Annotated in this window: 19 protein-coding genes; 7 read left to right on the plus strand and 12 right to left on the minus strand. The window is 72.5% G+C overall.

Annotated elements, in window-relative coordinates:
• The first annotated feature begins 193 nt into the window (after positions 1-193).
• Positions 194-1,036: a nucleotidyltransferase domain-containing protein gene (locus AB0N02_RS13165; RefSeq protein ID WP_363945506.1), complete on the plus strand. Its 843-nt coding sequence runs from the start codon at positions 194-196 to the stop codon at positions 1,034-1,036.
• 110 nt (positions 1,037-1,146) lie between these two features.
• Here AB0N02_RS13165 and AB0N02_RS13170 read toward each other — a convergent pair whose 3' ends face one another.
• Positions 1,147-1,815: a hypothetical protein gene (locus AB0N02_RS13170; protein WP_363945508.1), complete on the minus strand. Its 669-nt coding sequence runs from the start codon at positions 1,813-1,815 to the stop codon at positions 1,147-1,149.
• Positions 1,816-2,380: 565 nt separating this feature from the next.
• On the opposite strand from AB0N02_RS13170, the gene AB0N02_RS13175 reads away from it, so the two are divergent.
• From AB0N02_RS13175 to AB0N02_RS13185, 3 genes are all read left to right on the plus strand, one after another.
• Positions 2,381-2,896, plus strand: coding sequence for a hypothetical protein (locus AB0N02_RS13175; protein ID WP_363945509.1), 516 nt, complete (start codon positions 2,381-2,383; stop codon positions 2,894-2,896).
• A complete protein-coding gene (locus AB0N02_RS13180; RefSeq protein ID WP_363945510.1) occupies positions 2,896-4,746 on the plus strand; it encodes a GMC family oxidoreductase in 1,851 nt (616 codons plus the stop codon). Before AB0N02_RS13175 ends, AB0N02_RS13180 begins: the two co-directional genes overlap by 1 nt.
• A 166-nt stretch (positions 4,747-4,912) precedes the next feature.
• Positions 4,913-5,662 carry an SDR family NAD(P)-dependent oxidoreductase gene (locus AB0N02_RS13185; protein ID WP_363945511.1) on the plus strand — a complete coding sequence of 250 codons (750 nt, stop codon included), beginning with the start codon at positions 4,913-4,915 and terminating at the stop codon, positions 5,660-5,662.
• A 105-nt stretch (positions 5,663-5,767) separates the two neighbouring features.
• Here the strand turns inward: AB0N02_RS13185 and hpnH are convergent, their stop codons facing one another.
• Genes hpnH through AB0N02_RS13225 form a run of 8 tightly spaced genes read right to left on the minus strand, consistent with a single transcriptional unit; the run spans position 5,768 to position 14,396 of the window.
• A complete protein-coding gene (hpnH, locus tag AB0N02_RS13190) occupies positions 5,768-6,772 on the minus strand; it encodes an adenosyl-hopene transferase HpnH (RefSeq protein ID WP_363945513.1) in 1,005 nt (334 codons plus the stop codon).
• Positions 6,769-7,434 carry a hypothetical protein gene (locus AB0N02_RS13195; RefSeq protein ID WP_363945515.1) on the minus strand — a complete coding sequence of 222 codons (666 nt, stop codon included), beginning with the start codon at positions 7,432-7,434 and terminating at the stop codon, positions 6,769-6,771. Before AB0N02_RS13195 ends, hpnH begins: the two co-directional genes overlap by 4 nt.
• Positions 7,431-9,335: a squalene--hopene cyclase gene (gene shc / locus AB0N02_RS13200; protein ID WP_363945517.1), complete on the minus strand. Its 1,905-nt coding sequence runs from the start codon at positions 9,333-9,335 to the stop codon at positions 7,431-7,433. Before shc ends, AB0N02_RS13195 begins: the two co-directional genes overlap by 4 nt.
• Position 9,336: 1 nt before the next feature.
• Positions 9,337-10,344 carry a polyprenyl synthetase family protein gene (locus AB0N02_RS13205; protein WP_363945518.1) on the minus strand — a complete coding sequence of 336 codons (1,008 nt, stop codon included), beginning with the start codon at positions 10,342-10,344 and terminating at the stop codon, positions 9,337-9,339.
• Positions 10,341-11,702, minus strand: coding sequence for a hydroxysqualene dehydroxylase HpnE (gene hpnE / locus AB0N02_RS13210; protein WP_363945519.1), 1,362 nt, complete (start codon positions 11,700-11,702; stop codon positions 10,341-10,343). The genes AB0N02_RS13205 and hpnE overlap by 4 nt, the downstream gene beginning before the upstream one ends.
• The gene (gene hpnD / locus AB0N02_RS13215; protein WP_363945520.1) at positions 11,699-12,556 is read right to left on the minus strand and encodes a presqualene diphosphate synthase HpnD; all 858 of its coding nucleotides are present in this window, start codon (positions 12,554-12,556) and stop codon (positions 11,699-11,701) included. Before hpnD ends, hpnE begins: the two co-directional genes overlap by 4 nt.
• Positions 12,553-13,623: a squalene synthase HpnC gene (gene hpnC, locus AB0N02_RS13220; protein WP_363945521.1), complete on the minus strand. Its 1,071-nt coding sequence runs from the start codon at positions 13,621-13,623 to the stop codon at positions 12,553-12,555. Before hpnC ends, hpnD begins: the two co-directional genes overlap by 4 nt.
• A complete protein-coding gene (locus tag AB0N02_RS13225) occupies positions 13,578-14,396 on the minus strand; it encodes a polysaccharide deacetylase family protein (protein WP_363945522.1) in 819 nt (272 codons plus the stop codon). Before AB0N02_RS13225 ends, hpnC begins: the two co-directional genes overlap by 46 nt.
• A gap of 23 nt (positions 14,397-14,419) precedes the next feature.
• On the opposite strand from AB0N02_RS13225, the gene AB0N02_RS13230 reads away from it, so the two are divergent.
• Complete coding sequence (locus AB0N02_RS13230) at positions 14,420-15,559, plus strand: hypothetical protein (RefSeq protein WP_363945523.1); 1,140 nt, start codon at positions 14,420-14,422, stop codon at positions 15,557-15,559.
• Here the strand turns inward: AB0N02_RS13230 and AB0N02_RS13235 are convergent.
• The 3 genes from AB0N02_RS13235 to AB0N02_RS13245 form a co-directional block, all read right to left on the minus strand.
• Positions 15,483-16,343: a DMT family transporter gene (locus AB0N02_RS13235; protein ID WP_363945525.1), complete on the minus strand. Its 861-nt coding sequence runs from the start codon at positions 16,341-16,343 to the stop codon at positions 15,483-15,485. The two genes, AB0N02_RS13230 and AB0N02_RS13235, sit on opposite strands and share 77 nt — an antisense overlap.
• Positions 16,344-16,512: 169 nt before the next feature.
• Complete coding sequence (locus AB0N02_RS13240; protein ID WP_363945526.1) at positions 16,513-18,012, minus strand: MFS transporter; 1,500 nt, start codon at positions 18,010-18,012, stop codon at positions 16,513-16,515.
• Positions 18,013-18,255: 243 nt separating this feature from the next.
• Positions 18,256-19,851, minus strand: a complete 1,596-nt coding sequence (locus AB0N02_RS13245) for a hypothetical protein (protein ID WP_363945528.1) — start codon at positions 19,849-19,851, stop codon at positions 18,256-18,258.
• 692 nt (positions 19,852-20,543) lie between these two features.
• Here AB0N02_RS13245 and AB0N02_RS13250 point away from each other — a divergent pair.
• Together AB0N02_RS13250 and AB0N02_RS13255 are read left to right on the plus strand one after the other, a co-directional pair.
• Complete coding sequence (locus tag AB0N02_RS13250; protein ID WP_363945529.1) at positions 20,544-21,557, plus strand: P1 family peptidase; 1,014 nt, start codon at positions 20,544-20,546, stop codon at positions 21,555-21,557.
• 405 nt (positions 21,558-21,962) lie between these two features.
• Positions 21,963-22,901, plus strand: a complete 939-nt coding sequence (locus AB0N02_RS13255) for an MBL fold metallo-hydrolase (RefSeq protein ID WP_363945531.1) — start codon at positions 21,963-21,965, stop codon at positions 22,899-22,901.
• The last annotated feature ends 3 nt before the right edge of the window (positions 22,902-22,904 follow it).

The following is a 22,904-nucleotide window of genomic DNA, read 5'->3' on the forward strand; positions in this document are numbered from 1 at the left end:
TGATCGGCGCCGCCCGGATCCCGGGCCGGGTGAGAACTCCCGGAGAAGGTGCGGCATACGCAAAGTCAGCCTCGCCCGGGAGGCGGTACGAGCCCTGCGGCTGGCAGGATCGTGCCCGCGGCAGCGGGGTGCCGTCGGCTCCGGCAAGCGCCGCCACGTGCGGCACGACCGACAGCAGGAAGGAAGGCGGACATTGACTTCTTCACGTGGGATCGACCCCGGGCGGGAGCCGTGGAGTCTCGCGCGGCGCTTCGCGAATCGGCTGGCCGGCGTCCTGGACGGCGCTCTCCGCGACGTCGTGGTGATCGGATCCGCGTCGCTCGGGGACTGGCAGGCGAGCAGCGACATCGACCTCGTCTGCACCGTCGAAAGGGAACTGGACGCACAGGCGCGCGACGCCGTCTCACCGCTGCACGGGAACTCCCGGGACGAATACGGTCACACGATCGACGCGATGTACGTGACGAGCGAGGGTTTGGCCAAGGGCCCCGAGGGCATCCCGTCCGTCGTGGCGTCGATCGCCGGAACCCTGCACGCCGAATCGACGGACGGGCCGCTGAACTGGGTGACCTGGCTCAACATCGTGCAGTCCGGGGTGAGCGTCCCGCTCACCGAAGACGGTGTGATGACGGCGGTCGATCCGGAGAACAGCGGGATCCCCATCCGGGGGGAAATCCTGCGCGAGGGGGCCGTCGGGTTCTCCCGCACCAATCTGGACGAGTATTGGCGTAACAGGGTCAACCTATCCGAGCAGATATATCTGCAGAACAGAACGGACCAGCCTGTGCCCGCGTTCGAGATCGAGTGGATGTCCCTGGGGCCGGCCCGCCTGCTGGCGACCGTCCTGACCGGGCGCATCGTCTCGAAGTCGGAGGGCGGGGAACTGGCCGCCGGCAGGTTCCCGGAGTTCGGTCCGCATCTCGAACGGGTGCTGGAGGCTCGCAGGGGGGCGGACACCACGAGGACGTGGGATCACGGCGACCTGGAGCGTTCGCTCGAACTCGCCCGCACCTGCGTGCGGCTCGGCACGGACTGACGGCGGACCGGCGGCACGGACGGCCGGGTGATCACCGGAGACCCTGCCGGTGGAGGGGCGTCCCGGCACCGGAACGCCCCTCACCGCCACGCGGAGGTTCGCGTCGCGTCCTACTCCTCCGGCCCGTCGCTCCCCGGCTCGTCCTCGGGATCCGCTGCCGTCACGGCCGGTCCGATCTCCGGTGGCGCGGTGACGTCGCCGGTGATCTGGCGCCAGTGGGTGAGGGTGTAGTCGAGCCGCCTCGCCAGGCGGGGGACGGTCGCCGGGGGCAGATACGCCTCGGCGCCGGCGTCGAGCAGGCGCCGGACCGGGCCGTGGTAGCTGACGCCGAGCTCGTCGTCCTCGATCTCGGTGATGATGAGACGGGCCTTCGGGAACATCGATCGGAGGCTCGCGATCAGCTGCGGGCTGATCGGCGGCGCCAGCAGCACGTCGGCCGTCGCGGGAGCCGCGTTCATGTCGAGCACGACGTAACCCGCGCCGAGCTGGGTGGACAGCGACATCCGAGCCGCCGCCGACAGCTTCATCGCGGTGGCGACGACCGTCACGCCGTCGTAGTCGACCGGTGGTCGTTCGTCGGCCTCTTCCGGCGTGCCGGGATCGACGACGGCGCCGTGGAGCACCCGGAGGGTGCTGGAGATCGTCGCGATCGACCGGCCGTCCCGCGTGACGACCAGGTCCTCACCGGGCTCGAGGGCGTCGATGAGTGCCACGACGTCCTCGGGGAGGCGGGTCACGTCGATCCGCCGCGCGGCCCGCGCGGCGCGCTCTCCGGTCACCAGGCCCGGAACGGGTCCGGCTCGGTGACAGCGGCGGACAGAGTTGGCAGCGTCGTCACAGCGCCCGATCCTTCAACAGGTCAGACCGGTTGTCAACGATATCCGGCTCTGTCGCGAAGTGTGTTCCACGGTCACGGATGGCGAAAATCCCACGTTGACGTTGATTATTATGGGGCGATTTCCATGGCTATGGGATAATTATGCGATGGAACGGAATGTTCCGCGACGATCGGGGCCGATCAAGAAATCGGCCGCCCGCGGAACGGCCGCACGGGTCATTTCGCCGTACGGCACGCCGGGCCCCGCGACACCGCCCCCTCCTCCCCGCCCGGCCGAGTCGGCCACCGGGAAACCGGCCGATCACGCCGGTCACGCTGCGGACCGGCGGGCCGGAACCCGGCGCCGGCCCCGGAGAACGCACCGGACGGGCGAGAGGCCGCGGACCGCCGGATCACCGTCCGGCTTCGAAGCGTACTTCCCCTGAAAATATCGGAGGAGAGCGATATGAGGCCAGAATTCCATTTGCGTTGAGCGGCCGGGCGCCGCCGCACTAGAATCTGCCGACATGGTGAAACGAACGGTGGGACATACCATCTCCCTGGATACCTTCGTTGAACTGTCGGCCAGGTTGACGGGGTTTGACGAAAGCGAGTTACGGGCAACCGAAATGGCGCCCGGTTATCACGCCACGGTGACGGACGAGATCGACGAATCGCAATACGAGCGGCTGGTCGAAACCCTGCTCAAGTTCGGCGGTGATCCGTTGGCGGCGGACGACCAGGACGTCCTCGACTTCGCGCGGGCCGTCACCTATCTCTGGTACGTCGGAACGTGGCCGCGCCTGCCGGAGGCCGCACATGCCGCGATCGGCCGTCCGGGGCGCCGGAACGCGGCCTTCACCGTCTCCGCCCGCGGATACGCGGAGGGTCTGGTGTGGAAATGCTTTCACGGGAACGCGCCGGGGACGGCGGCCCCGGGGTTCGCGAGCTGGAGTGACCCGCCGGAAGGCGCTCGCGCGCTCGCCGGAGAACGTCCGGCCGGCACCGGGAGAGCCGACACCGGGAGAAGGGCCGCGACCTGATGGGCCGGGACGCGTCCGGCCGGACGGTCCGGCGGTACGACGTGGTGGTCGTCGGTGCGGGATTCGCCGGGTCGCTGGTGGCGAAGGCACTCGGCGATCACGGCTGGCGGGTTCTCGTGCTCGAGGCCGGCGCCGGCGCGGCGGACTCGTGGGAGGAACACCGCAGGGCCGTGCACGCCTTCCAGACGGCGCTCACCCGCACGACCACGTCCCCGTATCCCACCACGGTCGCGGCACCGTCGCCCGACACACCCGACCTCGTCGGCGGCCCCGGCGGCTTCCAGGCCAACGGCTACCTGATACAGCGTGGCCCGTTGCCGTACGCGAGCGCGTACGTCCGGGTCAACGGCGGCAGCGGGATGGCCTGGACCGGTGCCGCTCTGCGGATGCACCCGGAGGACTTCCGCGCCGGGGACTTCGGGGTGGGGCGCAACTGGCCCGTCGACTACGCCGCGCTCGAGCCGTACTACCGCTCGGCCGAGCGGGAGATCGGGGTCGCCGGCGACGTGGACGAGCAGCGGGATCAGGTCGGCCTGCCCTTCGCCGGCGGCTACACGTATCCCATGCGCGGTCTTCCCCCCAGCTACCTCGACCTGGTCGTCGCCGAGGCGCTGGAGGGGCACCCGGTACGGGATCCGTACCGGGCCGGCGAGACCCGGCACCTCGACGTGGTGGGCACACCGCAGGCGCGTAACGGTGTGCCCGACGCGCGCTACGACGGAGGCGCCGGTTACACGCCGGAGGGCCATCGATGTGTTGGCTACGCCAGTTGCACGCCCATCTGCCCGGAAAGGGCTAAGTACACTCCGCGCCGTACCCAGGGACACTGGCCGGCGAACGTCACACTGAAGACCCGTGCCGTCGTCAACAGGGTGTACGCCACCGGCGACGGACGGATCACACGCGTCGGCTATCAGTCGTATCTCGACGACACGACGGCCCGGCACACCGGTCACGAGGTGGAGGCGGACCTCGTCGTCCTCGCGGCGCACGCGATCGAGAACGCCAAGCTGCTGCTCATCTCGGGCCTGGCCAACCGCAGCGACCAGGTGGGACGCAACCTGATGGACCATCCGGCCCTGCTGACCTGGGGGCTGATGCCCGAACCGATAGGTCCGTACCGGGGCCCGAACTCGACATCGGGCATCGAGGGCTTCCGGTTCGGCGCCGCCCGTGGAGTCCGCGCGCCGTTCCGAATCGAGATCGGAAACTGGGGCTGGGTATGGGCGCTCGGCCCGCCGGACCTGGACACGGCCGAGGCCCTTCGAGTGGGCGACCCCGCCACGCCGAACGGCAGAGGCGTCTTCGGCGCCGGACTGCGCCGGCTCCTCGGCGATCGTGTCGGCCGCCAGTTCACGCTGCAGTTCGAAATCGAGCAGGAAGCCGACCCGGGCAACCGGCTGACCATCGACCCCGGCAGGCGCGACAGCCTCGGCAATCCACGGCCGGTCGTCCACTACCGGCTCTCCGATCACGTCAAGCGCGGCATGGTGGCGGCCAGGCGCGTGTCCGACCAGATCTTCGCCCTGCTCCGGGCCGAGGACCACACCGACCACCGGCCCGTCGCCGGCATGCCCGGCTATTTCGAGTTCCAGGGCGAGCGCCTCTCCTACCGGGGTGCCGGTCACGGGGCCGGCACGCACATCATGGGGTCCTCGCCGGCGAACTCCGTCGTCAATCAGTGGCAGCAGTGCTGGGACCATCCCAACCTCTACGCGGTCGGCTGCGGCAGCATGCCCTCGCTGGGCACCTCCAATCCGTCGTTGACGATGGCCGCCCTCGCACTCCGCAGCGCCGAGCACATGCATCGGGAGCTCTCCTCCCGCCGCAGGTACACCGTCCGGAGCTGACGCGGGCACCGCGCGAGCACCACGGGGGCGGCCGCCGTGCCGCCGGTCGGCCACCGCCACCCGGACCGGGGCCGACCGGCGCGGCGGACGGCGGCGCCACCGGCGGCGGCGCGACAATGGGGGCGGCGCGGAGAGGTCCGGGATCGCATCGGCCACGGTGGAGGGGGTGGGGGACGGCATGAGGCTCGCCGGCGCCCGGGTCCTGATCACGGGCGCCTCCTCGGGGATCGGCGCGGCGACCGCGCGGGCGATGGCGGACTCCGGCGCCCGCCTGGTGCTGACGGGACGCGACAGGGCGCGGCTGGAGTCGGTCGCCGCCGAGACGGGCGGGCAGGCCGTCGTCTGCGACGTCACGACCGGCGTCCGGACGCTCGCCTCGCGCGCCGGACCCGTCGACGTCCTGGTCAGCAACGCCGGAGCCGGATGGGCCGGTCCCCTCGCGGTGATGCCCTGGCACAGCCTGGAGGAACTGGTGGCGGTCAACCTGACCGCCCCGATCCGGCTGACCCGGCTGTTCCTGCCCGGCATGATGGAGGCGGGCGAGGGACACGTCGTCTTCGTGGCGTCGATCGCCGGCGCGGTCGGGGTGGGGAACGAGGCGGTGTACTCGGCGGCCAAGGCGGGGCTGCTGGGCTTCGCCGAGGCTCTCCACGAGGAGCTCCGCGGCTTCCCGGGGATCGGCGTGTCGACGGTGCTCCCCGGCGTGGTGGACACGCCCTTCTTCGACCGGCGCGGCGCCGGATACGACCGCCGGTGGCCGGCGCCGATCCCGCCCGAGCGGGTGGCGCGCACGATCGTGACGGCGGTCCGCCGCGGGCGGGCCGAGTCGTACGTGCCGGGCTGGCTCCGCCTTCCGGCGCGGCTGCGGGGAGCCGCCCCCGGCCCGTTCCGCAGGCTCGTACGACGGCGCGGATGAGCGCCGCGGAGTCCCGCGGGAGGGACGGGACTCCCGCGGGAAAGGCGGGGAGCTCCGTGGGAGGAACGGGACTCCCGTGGAAGGGACAGGAGCTCCCTGGGAGGGTCAGGAGTTCCGTATCGCCCGGAGTGACTCCCTGAGCGAGCCGAGGGTGGCGAAGATGGCGGTGGGCTCGTATCCGCAGTGGGCCATGCAGTTGGCGCAGCGCGGATCACGCCCGCGACCGTAGGAGTCCCAGTCGGTCTCCTCGACCAGTTCCCGGTAGGTCCGGGCGTAGCCGTCGGCCATCAGGTAGCACGGCCGTTGCCATCCGAACACCGAGTAGGACGGGATCGCCCAGGCGGTGCAGGGGAAGTCGGCCTTCCCCTCCAGGAAGTCGAGGAAGAGGGGCGAGTGGTTGAGGCGCCACCTGCGGCGGTTCCCACCGGCGAACGCCCGGCGGAACAGCTCCCGCGTCTGCCGTACCCCGAGAAAGTGCTCCTGGTCCGGCGCCTTCTCGTAGGCGTACGCGGGAGAGAGCATCATCTGGTCCACGGCCAGGTCGTCGTTGAGGTAGTTGAGCACGTCGACGACCGTCTGCGGGCTGTCGGTGCTGAAGAAGGTGGTGTTGGTGGTGATCCGGAAACCGCGCCGCCGGCACTCCCGGACGGCCGCGACCGCCTCGTCGAACACTCCTTCCTTGCACACGGACGCGTCGTGGCGCTCCCGCAGGCCGTCGATGTGCACCGTCCACGCGAAGTACCTGGACGGCCGGAACTGGTCGATCTTCTTGGAGATGAGCAGCGCGTTGGTGCACAGGTAGACGTACTTCCTGCGGGCGACGAGCTCGCCGACGATCTCCCCGATCTGCGGGTGCATGAGCGGTTCCCCGCCCGCGATCGACACCATCGGCGCGCCGCTCTCCTCGACGGCGGCCACGGCCTGCTCCACGGGCATGCGCTGCCGCAGCACGTCGGCGGGGTGCTGGATCTTCCCGCAGCCGGCGCACTTGAGGTTGCAGGCGAACAGCGGCTCCAGCTCGACGAGCAGGGGAAACCTCACCCGCCGCCGGAGTTTCTGGCGGATGATGTAGCCGCCGACGCGCAGGCTCTGGCGGATTGGAATCGTCATGACCGTACTTCTCTGAGAGGCGTGAACCGGACTGTCTCTCTGATGACGCGCCGTTCCTGGGCTCCCACCGGCGCGTCTCGGGGGCCGGTGCCCGCGGCCCAGCGCGTCAGGACCGATCCGAGGCGGTGCAGCGCGCGACGGGCCAGGTCGGCGCCGCGCAGGGTGGCCGGCCCGGCGAGCGGGGCGTGCGGCGTGTCGACGATGACCCGTACCGCCGCCAGCGGCCGGCCCGCCGCCACCGCGGCGACGGTGAGCGGACCGGTCTCCATATCGACGGCGTGCGCTCCCCCCGCGGCGAGGCGCGAACGTTCCGCCCCCGTCACCACGTGGTCCGAGGTCAGCAGCGTGCCCGTGCGCACCGGCAGACCGGCGCGCGCCAGCTCGCCGGCGAGCGGCCGTGCCGACGGGCAGGAGAACACCCGTGCCCCGAACCGGATCTCGCTCGCCACCAGCACCTCCCCCGGCCGGAGGCTCGCGTCGAGCGCGCCCGCGAAGCCGACCACGGCCAGGGCGCGGTGCCGCGGCAGGGCCGCCGCCGCGCGTGCGGCGCGGCGCGGGCCCACCCCGGTCCTGAGCACCCGCGCGTCCGCCGAGGGATCGAGACCGCGTTTGACCGCCCACGCCTCGATGCCCAGGGCGGTGCAGATCAGCAGGCCGGTCACGGGGTCCCCCTTCCCGTGCCCGCCGCGTCGCCGGTTCGCGCGCGCAGGTAGCGCCCGAGGGCGCTGATCGGGAACACCAGGCGGTAGAGGTGGTAGTTGATGTAGAAGGCGCCCGGGAAGCCGGTCCCGGTGTAGTAGGGCTCGTCCCACGAGCCGTCCGGGCGCTGGTGCTCGACCAGCCAGCGCACGCCCCCCTCCACCGCGGCCGAGGACTCCCCCGCCGCGAGCAGGGCCAGCAGCGCCCAGGCCGTCTGGGACGGCGTCGACTCCCCGCGGCCGATCCAGGCCGGATCGTGGTAGGAGCGCAGGTCCTCGCCCCAGCCGCCGTCGTCCCTCTGACAGCCCTCCAGCCAGGCGACCGCCCGGCGCACGCAACCGGCCCGCGGGTGCACACCGGCCGCGACGAGGGCGGGGACGACGGCGCCGGTGCCGTAGACGTGGTTGGCGCCCCACCGGCCGAACCACGACCCGTCCGCCTCCTGCGCCTTCAGCAGCCAGGTGACCGCCCGCCGCAGGGTGTGCCGGTGGCCGGGGGGCCGTTCGTGCGCCAGTGCCTCCACGACGTGGGCGGTCACGTCGGCCGACGGCGGGTCGATGACGGCGCCGAAGTCGCAGAAGGGCAGCTTGGTGCAGAGCGTGCGGGTGTTGTCGGCGTCGAAGGCCGCGAATCCGCCGTCACGCGACGCCATGCCGGTCATCCAGCGTACGGCGCGGTCGATCGCCGGCCGGGTGCCGGGACGGCCCGCCCGGCCCAGCGCGAGGATCACCTCGGCGGTGTCGTCGACGTCGGGGTAGATGTCGTTGTCGAACTCGAACGCCCAGCCGCCGGGCGGCAGCGAGGGGCGCCGGACCGCCCAGTCCCCCGGCCCCCTGACCTCCTGGCCGATCAGCCAGTCGGCGCCCTCGGTGACGGCGGGGTGCTCGGGGGAGACGCCGGCGTCCAGGAGCGCGTTGATCGCGAGCGCGGTGTCCCACACCGGCGACTGACAGGCCTCCAGCCTGCGCCCCGTGTCGTCCCGGATCGTGAACCGGTCGAGCCCCCGGATCCCCCTGGCCATGACGGGGTGGTCGAGGTGGTAGCCGCTCAGGTCGAGCGCGATGAGCGAGTACACCCAGGGGGGCTGGATGCCTCCCCAGGAGCCGTCGAGCTCCTGGCGCGTGACGATCCACTCGGTCGCGCGCCTGAGCGCCGCCCTTCGCAGCCCCTTCACCGGGTGCCGCCCGTAGCGGTGCAGCAGCGCGTCGAGGCGGCCGAAGGCCACTTCCCAGCCCTGCCGCGCGGCCCGCCGTACCGGGCGGCCGGTGCGCAGCTCGGCCAGGTCGAACGGCAGAGGACGCACGGGCCGGCAGGCGCTCACGATCGTGAGCGGGACGATCGTCTGCCGGGCCCAGCACGCCCAGTCGTAGACGTTGAGCGGGAACCAGGGCGGCAGGAAGATCATCTCGGGTGGGAGGACCGGCAGCCGGTCCCACGGCCACTGCCCGAACAGGGCGAGCCAGATCCGGGTGAAGACCCGGGCCGCCTCGATGCCGCCGGCCTGCCGGACGAAGTCGGCGGTGACGCGCATGTGGGCGGCCCCGGGCGGGTCGCCGGCGAGCCGCAGCGCCGTGTAGGCCTCGACGGTGGTGGACAGATCGGGAGGACCGCCGTGGAAGTTGGCCCACGTCCCGTCGGCCCGTTGCTGGGAGCGGATCCAGCGCGCCGCCTCGGCGGTGTCCTCCGGGGTCCGGATGCCGAGGAACTCCCGCAGCAGCAGGTCCTCGGCGTCCATGGTCACGTTGGTCTGCAGCTCGCCCTTCCACCATCCCTGCGGGGAGCGCAGGCCGATCAGGTGGTCGCGTGCCCTGTCGAGGGCCAGCGCGGCGCCGGACGTTGACGGAAGGGTGTCTGCGATGAGCATGTCAGCGGTCCCTGGTCGTGATGAATCGCGCGATGTCCAGGAACTCCGCGCGGACGTGGTCCGGCATGTCGCAGGCGGCGAGGTGGTGTTCGGCGGCGTCGAGGCGGCGTACGGCCTCCTTCTCGGCCCAGGCTCGGCCGCCCGCCTCGTCGACCAGCTCCGCGGCGAGCAGCAGGTCGGCCTCCGACAGCGGCTCGGGCCGCGCCAGCAGGGCGGCCAGGCGGCCGGCCGCCGCGGTACCGCCGGTCAGGGCGGCGACGATCGGGAGCGTCTTCTTACGGGCCCGCAGGTCGGATCCGGCCGGTTTCCCCGTCGTCTCGGGGTTGCCCCAGATTCCGAGCAGGTCGTCGGTCAGCTGGAAGGCGAGGCCCAGCTCGGCTCCGAAGGCCGCCAGCGCGGAGATCGTCGAGGGCGGCGCGTCCGCCGTCCTCGCCCCGATCGAGCAGGCGCAGGCGATCAGGTCGCCGGTCTTCCTCGTCGCCATCCGCCGGCACTCGTCCAGGGTGACGTCGTGGCGCCGCTCGAACTCCATGTCCAGCGCCTGACCCGCGATGAGGCCGCGGGTGGCGGTGCTCAGCGAGTGTGCCGCGCCGACGCACCCCTCGCGCTCGACGAGCAGTTCCCCGGCCAGCGCCAGCAGGGCGTCCCCCGTGAGGATGGCGGTGGAGGAGCCGAACACCGTCCAGGCGGCGGGACGATGCCTGCGCGTCCGGTCGCCGTCCATGATGTCATCGTGGAGAAGCGAGAAGGCGTGCACGAGCTCCACCGCCGCCGCGGCCAGCGCGTACCGCTCGGCGTCTCCTCCCGCCGCCTCCGCCGACAGTACGGCCAGCGCGGGCCGCAGGGCCTTGCCTCCCGTCGAGACGGCCCGGCCCGAGGCGTCGGACCAGCCGAGGTGGTAGGCGGCCGCGCGTGCCGTGGCCGGATCCAGCCTGGCGACCGCCTCGCGCAGGACCGGATCGATCAGCTCCCGGGCGGCCGTCAGCCGCGGCGGAACGGGCGTGGTCATGACGCCGCCCCCTGTCGCGGATCCCGGCCGGTTCCCTGTCGTAGTTCCCGCCTGACCAGGCGGGCCGCGTGGAGCCCACTGCGCACGGCGCCCTCCATCGTGTCGGGCCAGCCCGTGTCGGTCCACGCGCCGGCGAGATACACCCCGGGCCATCGGGTGACGGCCGCGGGCCTGAGCGCGCCGCTGCCCGGCGCCTGCCGGAAGGTGGCGCGCCGTTCCCTGGTGACGAAGAAGTCTCTGAGCGTCGCCCGCCGGGCCCGGGGGAACAGCTGTTCGAGCGCGGGAACGAACTCGGCGCGGATCCCCGCGGCCGGCACGTCGATCCACCGTCCGGCCGCCGACAGCGAGACCGCGAGGTACTGTCCCTCGTCCAGTCCGGCGGCGCGGGTCTTGTCGAAGACCCACTGCACGGGCGAGTCCACGACGGCGGCGAACGGCATGTCGGTCACCGGGCGGTCGTAGACGGCGTGCACGTTGACGATCGGGCTCGCCGAAAGGCCGCTCCACCGGTCCCGGTCGGGCGCGGCCTGCGGGGGAAGGAGTTTCGCGGCCTGCTGGTGGGGCGTCGCGACGATCACGGCGGACGCCGGGACGCCGACGCCGTCCACGACGACCGTGGGCCCCGGCGCGATGGCCGTGACCTTCGCCGACAGGCGGATCTCACCGCCGCCCCGCCGGATGGCGGCCCGGGCGGCGGTGTCGTGCAACTCCCCCAGGGGCACGGTGGGAACGCCGATGTCGGCGGCGTCCGCCCTGCCGAGCAGGGCGGTCTTGAACACCATCGCCGCCGCCCCGAGGGCCGCCTCCTCGATGTCCGCGTTCAGGGCCGCCACCGTGAACAGTCCCCACAGCGCGCGCCGGGCGGGCCCGCGCTGGCCGTGCGCGGCCAGCCAGCTCGCCAGGTCGATCCGGTCGAGGGCCGCGTCGCCCGGGTCCAGCCTGGCCAGCGCGAGCGAGGCGCGCATCACGCGCAGCCGGTCGGCCGCTCCCAGCAGGGAGTAGGTCGCCAGGGCGGGCATCAGCTGGAAGGGCCCGGGCAGTGCCGCCCGGCGCAGGCGCCCGGTCCGGCCCCGCGGGGTGAGGACCCGGACGTCGAAACGGTCCTGCAGGCGTACCCGGTCCGCCACGCCGATCCTGTCGAGCAGGCCCCGGTAGGCCGTGCAGCACCGCAGGAACACGTGCTGGCCGTTGTCCGCCGTCAGCCCGCCGCGGGTGAACGAGTGGGCCGCGCCTCCCAGCCGGGGGCGCGCCTCGTACAGCGTCACCGCGCATCCCGTCTCCGCCAGGGCGACGGCGGCTGCGATGCCCGCCAGCCCCCCGCCCACGATCGCGACCCGCGCCGCCGGCGAGCCGCTCACCTGCCGGCTCCCGCCAGTGCGTACGCCGCCACGGTCGCCTTCCGCCACAGGGGGAGCGACGAGGTCGTGGCCAGCGCCTGGAGGGGGTGGGCGGCGATGCGTTCCAGCAGGGAGCGGTATATGCCGGCCATCGCCGCCGCGCACGCCGCGCTGCGCCGGTCGAGCAGGGGCATCAGATCCATGCTTCTGCGGTACCAGTCGTGCGCCCTGTCCGCCTCGAACCGGACGAGTCCGGCGAGACTCCGCGGCGGGTCGGTGAACCTGCCGGAGGAGTCGAGGTTCAGGGTGCACCCGAAGCGCTCCAGATCCTCCGCCGGCAGGTAGACACGTCCGGCCAGGCGGTCCTCGCGCACGTCGCGCAGGATGTTCGTCAGCTGCAGTGCCACGCCCAGGGCGTCGGCCAGCGGCACGGCCGCCTCGGGGTCCGAGGATCCGAAGACGCCGAGCGAGAGGCGGCCGATCGACCCGGCGACGCACCGGCAGTAGGGCAGCAGGTCGTCGAAGCTCGCGTACGTCGCGCCGCGCACGTCCGCGGTGCAGCCGTCGATCAGCTCGTCGAACGCCGCGAGGGGGATGGCGTAGCGGCGGGCCGCGTCCGCCAGGGCCACCATGACGGGGTCGTCGGCGTCCGGGACCGGACGGTGGAGCGAGGCGCGTGCCTCGGCCAGCCGGGCCAGCCGCCACTCGGCGGGCCCGTCCGTGTCACCGATGTCGTCTATGCGGCGGGCGAAGGCGTAAACGGCGCTGAGCGCCCGGCGTTTGGGGGCGGGCAGCAGCCGGATCCCGTAGGAGAAGTTCCGTGCCCGGAAGCGGACGATCCGTTCGCAGCGCCGGTACGCCTGGGAGACGATCACCGGCTTCCTCCTCTCGCCGCCAGGAGACGCAGCCAGGCGGCCAGCCACCGGCCGCGGCGCGGGCGGACGGCGTGCCCGAGAACGTCGTGGCCGGCCCGTTCGAGCGCGGACAGGGTGGCCTGGCCTCCCGCGACGTAGCCCGCGACGGCGACGCGGGCGTGCCCGGTCAGGGAGGCGGTGAGCGTGCGCCCGCGCTCCAGCAGCCGCGCGGCCCGCCCTGTCTGCAGGGCCACCACCCGGCGCAGTCCCGGCGAAGCCGTGCGGGCGGCGAGATCGTCCTCGGTGCAGCCGAACCGGCGCAGGTCCTGTTCCGGCAGGTACACGCGGCCGCGCGCGTAGTCCTCGCCGACGTCCTGGCAGTGCTCGATGACCTGCAGCGCGGAGCACACATGGTCGGCCAGCAGGAGCCGCCGGCGGTCGGCCGCGCCGAAGAGGTGCAGCACGATGTGCCCTATGGGGTTGGCCGACAGCTCGCAGTAGCCGAGCAGATCGTCGAACGTGGCGTAGCGGGTCACCGACTGGTCGCGCCGGTTGGCCTCCACGATCCGGTGGAACGGTTCGGCCGGAATCGAGCACGCCTCGACCGTCCGGCCGAGTGCCCTGGTGGGCGCCAGGTGCGGCGCCGATCCGCCGTAAAGGCGGATCAGGTCCGACTCGACGAGGTCGAGCAGCCGCAGCCGGTCTCCCCGCTCGGCCTCGTCCCCGATGTCGTCCACGAACCGCACGAACGCGTAAACCGCCAGAAGATGTTCTCGATATCCGCGCGGCAAAAGCCGCAACCCCACCGGGAAATTCTCACGGTTCGCCTTCGAGAGAATTTCCCTCATGCACTCTTCCTGTAAGGACACCAATTCATGGTTTCCGTAGAAAGGCGATGCAAACGCCGATTTCCCATCCGGCGAAATCCATTGTGGTAAATCGAGGGATAATTTACGGACCGCCGAGACTCTCCCATCCCCGGCGGTACGGCCATGCCCTTTCCGGGCCCGCCACCAGGTCAAGAATTGAAACACCCGCTGTTTTAGCGGCGTGGGCGGGCGGAAACGACGGCCTGCGACCGGCCGCATCGAGGAGGAGCATCGTGACCAGTCCGCAGTGTCCCCCGGCCCGGCGGGTCCGCGACCGCCCCGGCGACGCCGTGGTCGCGCAGCGGCCCCGCCCGCAGTCCCAGGAGGCGGCAGCGGTCCACGATCCCGGGCAGCGCACCGAGCGCCGACCGCCAGCAGTCGCGGGCCGCCGCGCGGTCGGAGTCGTGGAGCAGGAGCGTCGCGCCGCCCCGCAGCCCCGGCGTCACGGTCGCCAGCACCGAGGCCGGATCGGCCGACGCCGTCCAGTCCCTGCCCCACACCGTCCACAGCACCGGGCGCAGCGCCCGCAGGCGGGCCGCGACCAGGGACTCGCAGGCGAGCGCCCCGTACGGCGGGCGGTACCAGACGGGGCGCACACCGGTGACCGCCTCGACGAGATCGGCCGTCCTGGCGATCTCCCCGGCGGCGCGGCCCGGCCGTGTCAGCAGGGCGTTGACGTGCCACCAGCCGTGGACGCCCACCTCGTGCCCCTCCTCGGCCATGCGGCGCCCCAGCTCCGGATGGCGTTGGAGCGCCTCCCCGAGGACGAAGAAGGTCGCCCGGCACCCGAGCCGCCGGAGCTCGTCGAGAAAGCGCGGGGTCGAGCGCGGGTCCGGGCCGTCGTCGAAGGTCAGCGCCACGTGGTCACCGCTTCCCTCACCGCCGAGGGCGGGCAGCAGGCGCCGTACGGCGGGCAGCCAGGTCGCGGCCGGGGCCGCGTGCAGCAACGCCAGCCCGGTCAGCGCCATCGGCAGCACGGCCCGCCTCGTCATCTCATCCCCGGGCAGGGGGACTCGTGACCGCCGCGCGGCGCCTGCTGATCCTGAGCGCGAGCATGGGCTCCGGACACGACGGGGTCGCCGCGGAGCTCGCCAGGCGGCTGACCGCGGACGGCGCGGAGGTGGAGATCATCGATGTCCTCCATCTGGTCCCGTTCCGGCTGGGCCACGCGCTGCGCCGGGGCTACCACTGGACGATCAAACGGGCGCCGTGGCTCTACGAGGTCATCTACCAGGTCTTCTTCACCGCCAAACGGGCGCCGTCGGCATCGCCGCTGACGATCCTGATGGCGGCCCGCCTGAGACGCCTGATCGGCGGCCACCCGCCGGACGAGATCGTCTCGACCTTCCATCTGGCCGCCCAGATGACGGGGCTGCTGAGGCGGCGCGGCCGGTTGCGGACTCCGTGCACGGTGCTGATCATCGACTTCGCCGTGCACCGGCTCTGGTTGCACCCCGGCAACGACCGGCACCTGTGCCCGAACCCCGCCGTCCTGGCACACATCACCGCCGCCACCGGGCGGCCCGCCCTGGCCTGCGCACCCGTCGTGCGACCCGCCTTCCTGGCTCCCGCCGCCGATCGGGCGGGCACGGCCGTCCGGATCGGCGCCGACCCCGGTGCCCGGCTGGTGCTGGTGTCCGGAGGGTCGTGGGGAGTGGGCCGTCCGGAGGAGACCGCGCGTCTCCTGGCGCGGTCCGGCCGGTACACGCCGGTCGTCCTGTGCGGGCGCGACGCCGGCCTTCACCGCCGTCTGGCCGGTTCCGGAACCATGCCGGTCCTCGGCTGGAGGGACGACGTGCCCGACCTGATGGCGGCGGCCTACGCGCTGGTCGACATCAGCGCCGGGCTGACGTGCCAGGAGGCGTTCGCCGCCGGCCTGCCGGTCATCCTGTACCGGCCCATTCCGGGGCACGGGCGCGACGGCGCGCTGGCGATGGCGCGGGCCGGGATGGGCGAGTACGCGCGGGACGGCGCGGCGCTGCTCGACGCGCTGGACCGGCTGGGGGACGAACGGCTGCGCGGCCGCCGGATCGCCCGGGCGGCGGCCCTGTTCGCGGCGGCTCCGGCCGAGACCGTTCTCATCTCCGCGCCGGCGAGGCCCGCGGACGGTCCCGGACGAGAGGCGACTGGGCGAGCAGGAGACTCCCGCAGATGATCGAGACGATGCCCAGCGTCTCCGGCAGGACCCACACACCCGTCCGGATGTCCTCTCCGAACATCGTGGTGCCGTACATGATGCTCGCCACGGGGTCGCTGGTGGTCAACGCCGGCTGCGCGGCCACCAGCGTCCCGCTCTGCAACGCGCTCTGCAGCAGGAACAGGCTGACGAGGCCCGCCGCCACCATCGCGTAGAGCTGCCAGGAGGTGGCCAGCCGGGCGGAATCCTCCTGGAAGACGACGGTGCTCTCCTTGATGAAGGTGGCGGTGAAGGCGAAGCCCACACCGGCGGCCACCCCCAGCGCCGCCGCCCGCGCGGCGCCGGTGACCAGCCGTGACGCCAGTACGAGCCCGGTGACGACGGCGATCGTCACGAGGGTGGCCAGCGCCCACTCCAGCGGAGTCGGCGTCCGGTCCCCCGGGCTGGGGGAGGCGGAGGCCAGCAGCACGGCGAGCCCGCCCGTCATCGCCCCCACCCCGAGCCACGACCGCCGGTCGAGCGCCACGCCGAACATCCATGACATGAGGACCATGGTGAACGGCAGCTCGATGATGAGAACGGGTTGCACCAGCGCCAGCGCGCCCGCGTTCAGCGCGGCGGCCTGGAAGACGAACCCGCCGATCAGCGCGGCGATCCCGCCCAGCCACACCGGTTTACGGACCAGCGCCAGGACGAGGCGGAACCCCTTCAGATACGGCACGGAACGCGCCGCGCGCCGCTGCAGCACCGAGGCGACGGCGTTGCAGCCCGCGGCGAACAACGCCAGTATCACGGAAACCACTGTGTCTCCCCCGTGTGGATGCCGGACGGCGTCTCGTTTGGCCCGCCGGAAACGGAACCCCGAGGTGACGATGCCCGCCCTCACCTGGGCCAATCCGGCCATCTCGGTCAATCCGGCGCGAACGGACGGCATCCCCGTGAGGGCCGGGACGCGGTGGGCGCCGGCCTGATCAGCGGCCGGGCCTTCCGCGGCCTCGCTCGGTCAGCCGTTCGAAGGCGGCGGCCGTGGCGACGTCGCGCGGATAGGTGCGCCGGCCGTGCAGGAGGATGACGGCGTTCGCCGCCAGCGGCACCAGCGTGATCAGGAAGGTGTACTGCAGGCCCCGCGCGCCCCCCGGCTCGCCCGAACCGAGGATGTCCGCCAGGAAGCCGAAGGTCACGGGGGCGACGGCCTCTCCCCCCATCCGCAGGAACGTCCGGACGCTCTCCGCGCGCCCCCACAGCCGGAAGTGGACGACGTCGAGGCGGGCGGCGTCCAGCGGGGGGTTGGCGGCCGACAGCGCGGCGGCCGAGATGACGAAGAACGGCAGCGCGAACAGCACCGACGTGGTGAGCAGGGGCGGGACGAAGAACACCGCGGCGGCCAGGTACGCGACCGCGGGCACCGTCACGCGCGCGCTGACGTGCCCGTGGCGGGTGAGCCAGTCCGCGCTCCGCCCGCCGGTGAGCACCCCCAGCAGGGCACCGGCCCCGAGGAGCGGGATCAGGCCGCTGATCGCCGCCTGGCCGATGCCGTACTGCCGGCTGACGAAGATGACGGCGAAGGTCCGCAGACCGGCGAAGAAGAAGTATCCGATGGAGGAGGCGACGATCAGGACGACGTTCGTCGGGATCCGCAGGATGTAACGCGCCGCCTCCCACATCGACATCCGTGCCGGGTTCCTGCGCGGCAGCAGCGCCCGGTCGGGGGTGACCCCCCGGCCCCGCACCGCGGCCCGCACCACGTCGTCCCGGCTCGGCGGACCGCCGCCGTCCCCACGGCCCGGCGGACCGCCGCCCCTGCGGCCCGGCCCGGGAAGCGGGGTGTCCGCCCCGGGAAGCAGCCGGCTCTGGCCGCCGCGCGCGGGCTCGGGAAGCTTTCGCACGATCACGACCACGAGGGCCATCCCGAGCAGGGCCAGGAACCAGAACGCGAAGCGCCACGACAGCAGGCTCGCGAGATCGCCGCCCACCACCAGCCCGAACCCGGCGCCGAGCAACTCACCGCTCAGGATGAAGCCGTAGATCCGGCCCCGTTCGGCGGGCGGGAAGAAGTCGCCGGTGAGCGAGGCGACCACCGGCCCGGCGGCGGCCGTCACGGCGCCGAGCGCCATCCTGGAGACCAGGAGCCACATGTACGAATCGGCCGCGCCGCTGATCAGCATGCCCACGCTCCACACCGCGATGCTCACGGCCAGGATCCGCACGCGGTTCACCCGGTCGGCCAGCACCCCCATGGGCAGGACACCCAGGGCTCCCATGCCCGAGGACACGGTGATCAGCGCGCCCAGCTCGGTGTTGGTGATGCCCAGGCTCTGCTCGATCTCCTCGCCCACCGCCCCGATGGTTCCCTTGTCCGCGGAGTCGAGGGCGAGCACGCAGCCGAGCACGGCTATGACCTGGAAGCGGGCGGGACCGCCCACGACGACCTCCAGCCGCCGCAGGATCCGCTCCCCCACGCGTGCGAGCACACCGCCCCCTCGGCGCCGCCTGTCCCGGTGACCTCCCCGTTCCGGGGTCGTGGGTTCCGACCCCCGTCTACCACTATCCCCGGAAACGGGAAGGACAAGGCCGGGCCCCCGGAACCTCGTCCTCGCGCGGCGAGGGCACCGGAGAGAAACCGGCCGCGTCCGCGGGCCGCGTGCCCAGCCACCCGGTGTGTCCGATGCATCCGATGTGTCCGGCGCCGAGCCCTCCGTACACCGGGTGAACGCTCACGGCGTGCAGGAGGCGTTCGCGGCGGGGAACCGGAAGGCCGTGCGGGCGAGGGCGCCCACCAGGTTGTCCCAGAACCGGCGTGGGGTCAGCGGGGCCCTCGTGGCCTCCAGCAGGTCCCGGAAGCGGCCGGTGGCCAGCTCACCCCTGATCCGCCCCACCTCCGCCTGGAGGCGCCCGTCCGGCAACGGGGTTCCCGGAGCCATGTGGTCGGCGAGGATGTACTCGGCGGGAAGCGGCTTCTCGTGTCCGACCCGCTGCCCGCACGCCAGCGCCATGTGACTGCCGAGGGGGTTGGCCAGGCCGAGCTGGTCGACGACGAGGACGTCCAGCGGGAGCGACGCCCCCAGCGTGCCCAGAACGTTGCCCCCCACGGCCAGGCGGGCGGGCCGGTCGGCGCGGAGCGGCACCGGCCCCAGCCCCATGTCCGGCAGGTACAGGCCGGTGGCGTTCTCCGCGTTCACCGGGGCCGGCCTGGCGCGGGCATAGGCCTCGGCGGTCACCGGATGCGGATCGTGAGTCCAGGCCACGTAGAAGCCGCGCTCGTCCGCGATCCCGTCCGGCCCGGTGGTCTGTCCGTACGGCACGCCGAACGTCGTGGCGCAGACCACGGCCCACAGCGTCACGGCCGTGCACGCGAGCGCGGTCATGATGTGCGGCGGCAGGACCATGGCGGGAAGCAGGAGGAGCAGCAGAACCGGCAGCATCATCCGGCCGTGCATGAAGTCGCCGCCGACCCGCAGGACGTACAGCAGCATCAGGACCCCGGCCGCGAGCGGGGCCGCCGCGGCGACGAGATCGCGGCGCGTGCGGCAGGCCCACAGCGACAGCGGGATGACCGCCAGCATGGGGCCGACGAGCTGGTAGGTCAGCACGGTGTCCCCGGCGTAGAGGAGACCACGCGCCCACCGGCTCTGGCCGGCCTCCTTGGCCAGCGCGGTGTTGGGCACGAGGAGCCCGTAGTAGCCCATCCGGAAGATCTGGTAGGCGACCGGCAGGGCCATGGAGATCGCGAACCAGCGAGCGGCGGCCCACCGTCCCGGCCACCGCAGTACGAGCAACGCGCCGAAGAAGACCGGGTAGACCAGGGTCAGCTCCGGGCGGACGAGAGGCGCCAGCCCCAGGACGAACACCAGCGGGAGCACCGGGCCGCCCCAGGCCGCCCGGACCAGCGACCACCACGACGCCCCCGTCCACAGGAACACCAGCCCGGTCTCCAGGCCGGAGGTCGCGAACTCCCAGAACGGCGGCAGCGCCAGGACGACCAGTACTCCGGCCGGCAGGAGCCGGCGCGAGCCGCCGTGCAGGAGCGTGGCGCCGTGCACGGCGAACACCACGGCGCCGACCGTGCAGACCAGGCCGAGCAGCACCGAGACATAGGCCACGTCCCCCCGGCTCACCCAGGAGACCAGCGCGACCAGATAGGTCCAGGCGGTGCCGGTGTTGGCCTCTACGCGCTCACCGACGTTGAAGACGGGTCCGTTACCCGCGAGCAGCTGCCGGACGGTCCGCACGGCGATCAGGCCGTCGTCGCTGATCCAGCGGTTCTGCCATCCGGCGAGGGCCGTCACGCCCGCGGCCGCCACCATGATCACGCGGTTCCATGTACGGGCCCACCCCGGCGATCGCGTGACGGTGGAAGCGTGATCGACGTATACGAGCGGGGACAAGATATCCTCCATATCGGTGCGTCGCATTCGCCACAGGATTTCCTCCCGAACACGGAGACCGGTTATCACGCGGTGGCTCCAGCGTAGTTGATCTCTCCTTGTTTCCGGCCGCGCCGAATGGCCGGGCACCGAATACCGACGGTGACCGTCATGCAACTCCGGCCATCACGGGACCTTCACTCGAAAACGGGTCGCCGATTTCCGGAATCCCGTGTGATCGCCGGCGGCGACCACAATGCGCCGCTCTTTTCCCAGGCCAAGGGTTCGGCGTCGAGGAGAACTCCGGCCGGCGGAAAACGACGGTGGACGTCCGTGCACCGTTCCTTGTCGCGAATCTCCCTTACGGAGCGGGAGCGTCGTGGATCATGGTGGAACCGGTCATGTCGTGATCCCTCTTCGATCACGACATGTATATTCGTGAGACCCGACGTCGTAGATCACCGGGTATGACCGGACAGGTCATGTCGGCGCCCGGCGATCCGGCGGCGACGCCGCCGCGCAGCCCGGATTCGGGTGACCGCCCAATTCGCGCGCCGTCTTTCGGTCTCCGCGACCAGGCACGGGCACGCGCGAGGCGGCACAATCCAAGGGACCGCACCACGGGAGGGCCGACCCACATGCAGCGACGACGCCTGCGAGACCTCGGGCACCCGGTCGGCCACCTGGATCCGGGACCGCTCAACGCCATCACCGACGTGGCGGGAGTCCTGGTGGGGCAGACCACCGTCGTCGACGAGGGCAGGGGCGTCTACTCGGGCGTCACCGCCGTCGTGCCGGCCGCGCTGACCGACGACCGGGCCCGTACCGTCCCCGCCGGGCTGCACGTCGGCAACGGCTACGGGAAGTTCGTGGGGGCCACACAGATCATGGAGCTCGGCGAGCTGGAGACGCCCGTCCTGCTGACCTCCACGCTGTCCACGTTCGGGGTCGCCGACAGCCTGCTGAGCTGGCTCATCGACCGCCGCCGCGAGCCGGTCGTCTCGGTGAACCCGGTGGTCGGCGAGGTCAACAACGGCTGGCTGTCGACGGGAGACCCGCGCCCGGTCACCACCGGGCACGTCTACGCCGCCCTTGACCGGGCATCCGGCGGGCCGGTGGCGATGGGCAACGTCGGCGGCGGCACGGGGGCCTGCGCGCTCGGCTTCAAGGCGGGCATCGGTACGGCTTCACGCCGGGTGTCCCTGTGCGGCCGCGAGACGACGGTGGGCGTGCTGGTCCAGGCGAACATGGGCGGGGACCTGCGGCTCCTGGGCCGCACGATCACCCCGGAGAGCCTGGGGCTGAGAAGGGCGGGACCTTCGGGCGAGCGCGGCTCCTGCGTCGTGGTGGTCGCCCTCGACATCGCCTGCGGCGCCCTGCAGCTGTCCCGGATCGCGGCCAGGGGCGTCTTCGCCCTGGGCAGGGTCGGCGCCTCCTACAGCCACGGCAGCGGCGACTACGGGCTGGCCTTCTCCGCCGAGCCCTCCGACGCCCCCAGGACGCTGCCCCCGGCCGAGCTCGACACCGTCTTCGCCGCCGTCCTGGAGTCGGTGGAGGAAGCGGTCGTCGACGCTCTGCTGGCCGCACGGACCGTTCACGCGCCGAACGGCCGCGTGGCCGCCGCCCTGCCGCACGAGGCGCTCCACGCGTGAAACCGGTCACGGCGCGGCCCCGCGCCGAATATCCGGAACAGATGCCCCTCGCATAGGGATTTCGGCCTTCGGGAGGGCCGGGTACGGAGATCGGCGGCGGGCGAAGATTCCCCGGGAAACGCCGGTGACGGGCGATCCGCTCGCCGGAGCGGGAATTCGGGCCGAGCACGACCGGACCGGATCGGCGCCGGTCGCCGCCGCCCGAAATCGCCGATCAGCGCCGTCAGCGTCGCCGTCGCCGCCGTCACCCGCCATCGTCACCGCCGTCGCGGAAGCCGCCGGTGAGATCCGAATCGCCGGAAAATCACAAGAAGCGGCCCCTCTTTCTTTTTCCGCGTACCGCGCGATATTCCTGGAAAGGAGAAGCGGCCAGATTCCAGTGATCCACCCGGGAAAGGGACATCGATGAACGAGTCTGCCGCCTCCGTACGGGGGCAGAGGATCAGCGCGGCGGCGGAGCGTACCGGCGGGGAGGAGGGGGGCTGGTACGTGGACGACCGCTGCACGAACTGCGACGTCGCCCGGCAGCTCGCGCCGGGGTTGATCGGCGAGGCGGGCGGCCGTTCGGTGATGCTCCGCCAGCCGTACGGCGCGGCGGAGACCGAGCAGGTGCGGGCGGCCGCCTTCGCCTGCCCCACCCGGTCGATCCGTCACTCCTCCCGGCCTCCGGGCCCGGAGACGGATCCCTTCCCGATCGGCCTCGACGACGCCGTCCTGCTGTGCGGGCACAACTCCCGGCGCACGGCGGGGGCCAACTCCTACCTACTGCGCCGCCCGTCCGGGACCGTGATGATGATCGACACCCCACGCTGGGACCGGGGACTGGCCTCGCGGTACGAAACGCTGGGCCCCGTCACCGACGTGCTGCTCACGCACCGCGACCACGCCGCGCACGGCCGCCGCTACGCCGACCGATTCGGCGCCCGCCTGTGGATCCACGAAGGCGACCTCGACGCCGCGCCGGACGCCGACCAGGTGATCCGGGGCGTCGATCCGGTCGAGATCGCCGAGAACGTCGTGGCGTACCCCCTCCCCGGGCACACCCGGGGGAGCGTGCTCTACGTCGCCGACGAGCGATACTGCTTCAGCGGCGACAGCTTCTACTGGTCACGTACCACGGAGGACCTCGAAGTGGCCGAGAGCGTCACGTGGTACTCCATAGCGGAACTGGCCGCCTCCCTGACCCGCACGGCCGGCCGGCTCCGCTTCGAGTGGCTCCTGCCGGGGCACGGTGGCCGCAAACGGCTTCCGGCCCCGGAGATGGCCCGGCGGCTGGGCGAACTCACGGCACGCGTGCGGACGCTCCGGCCTCGTCCCATCGACTTCTCCGCCGTGCGATGGTGAGCG

This window comes from Streptosporangium sp. NPDC051022 (genome assembly GCF_040683035.1).
Classification (GTDB): domain Bacteria; phylum Actinomycetota; class Actinomycetes; order Streptosporangiales; family Streptosporangiaceae; genus Streptosporangium.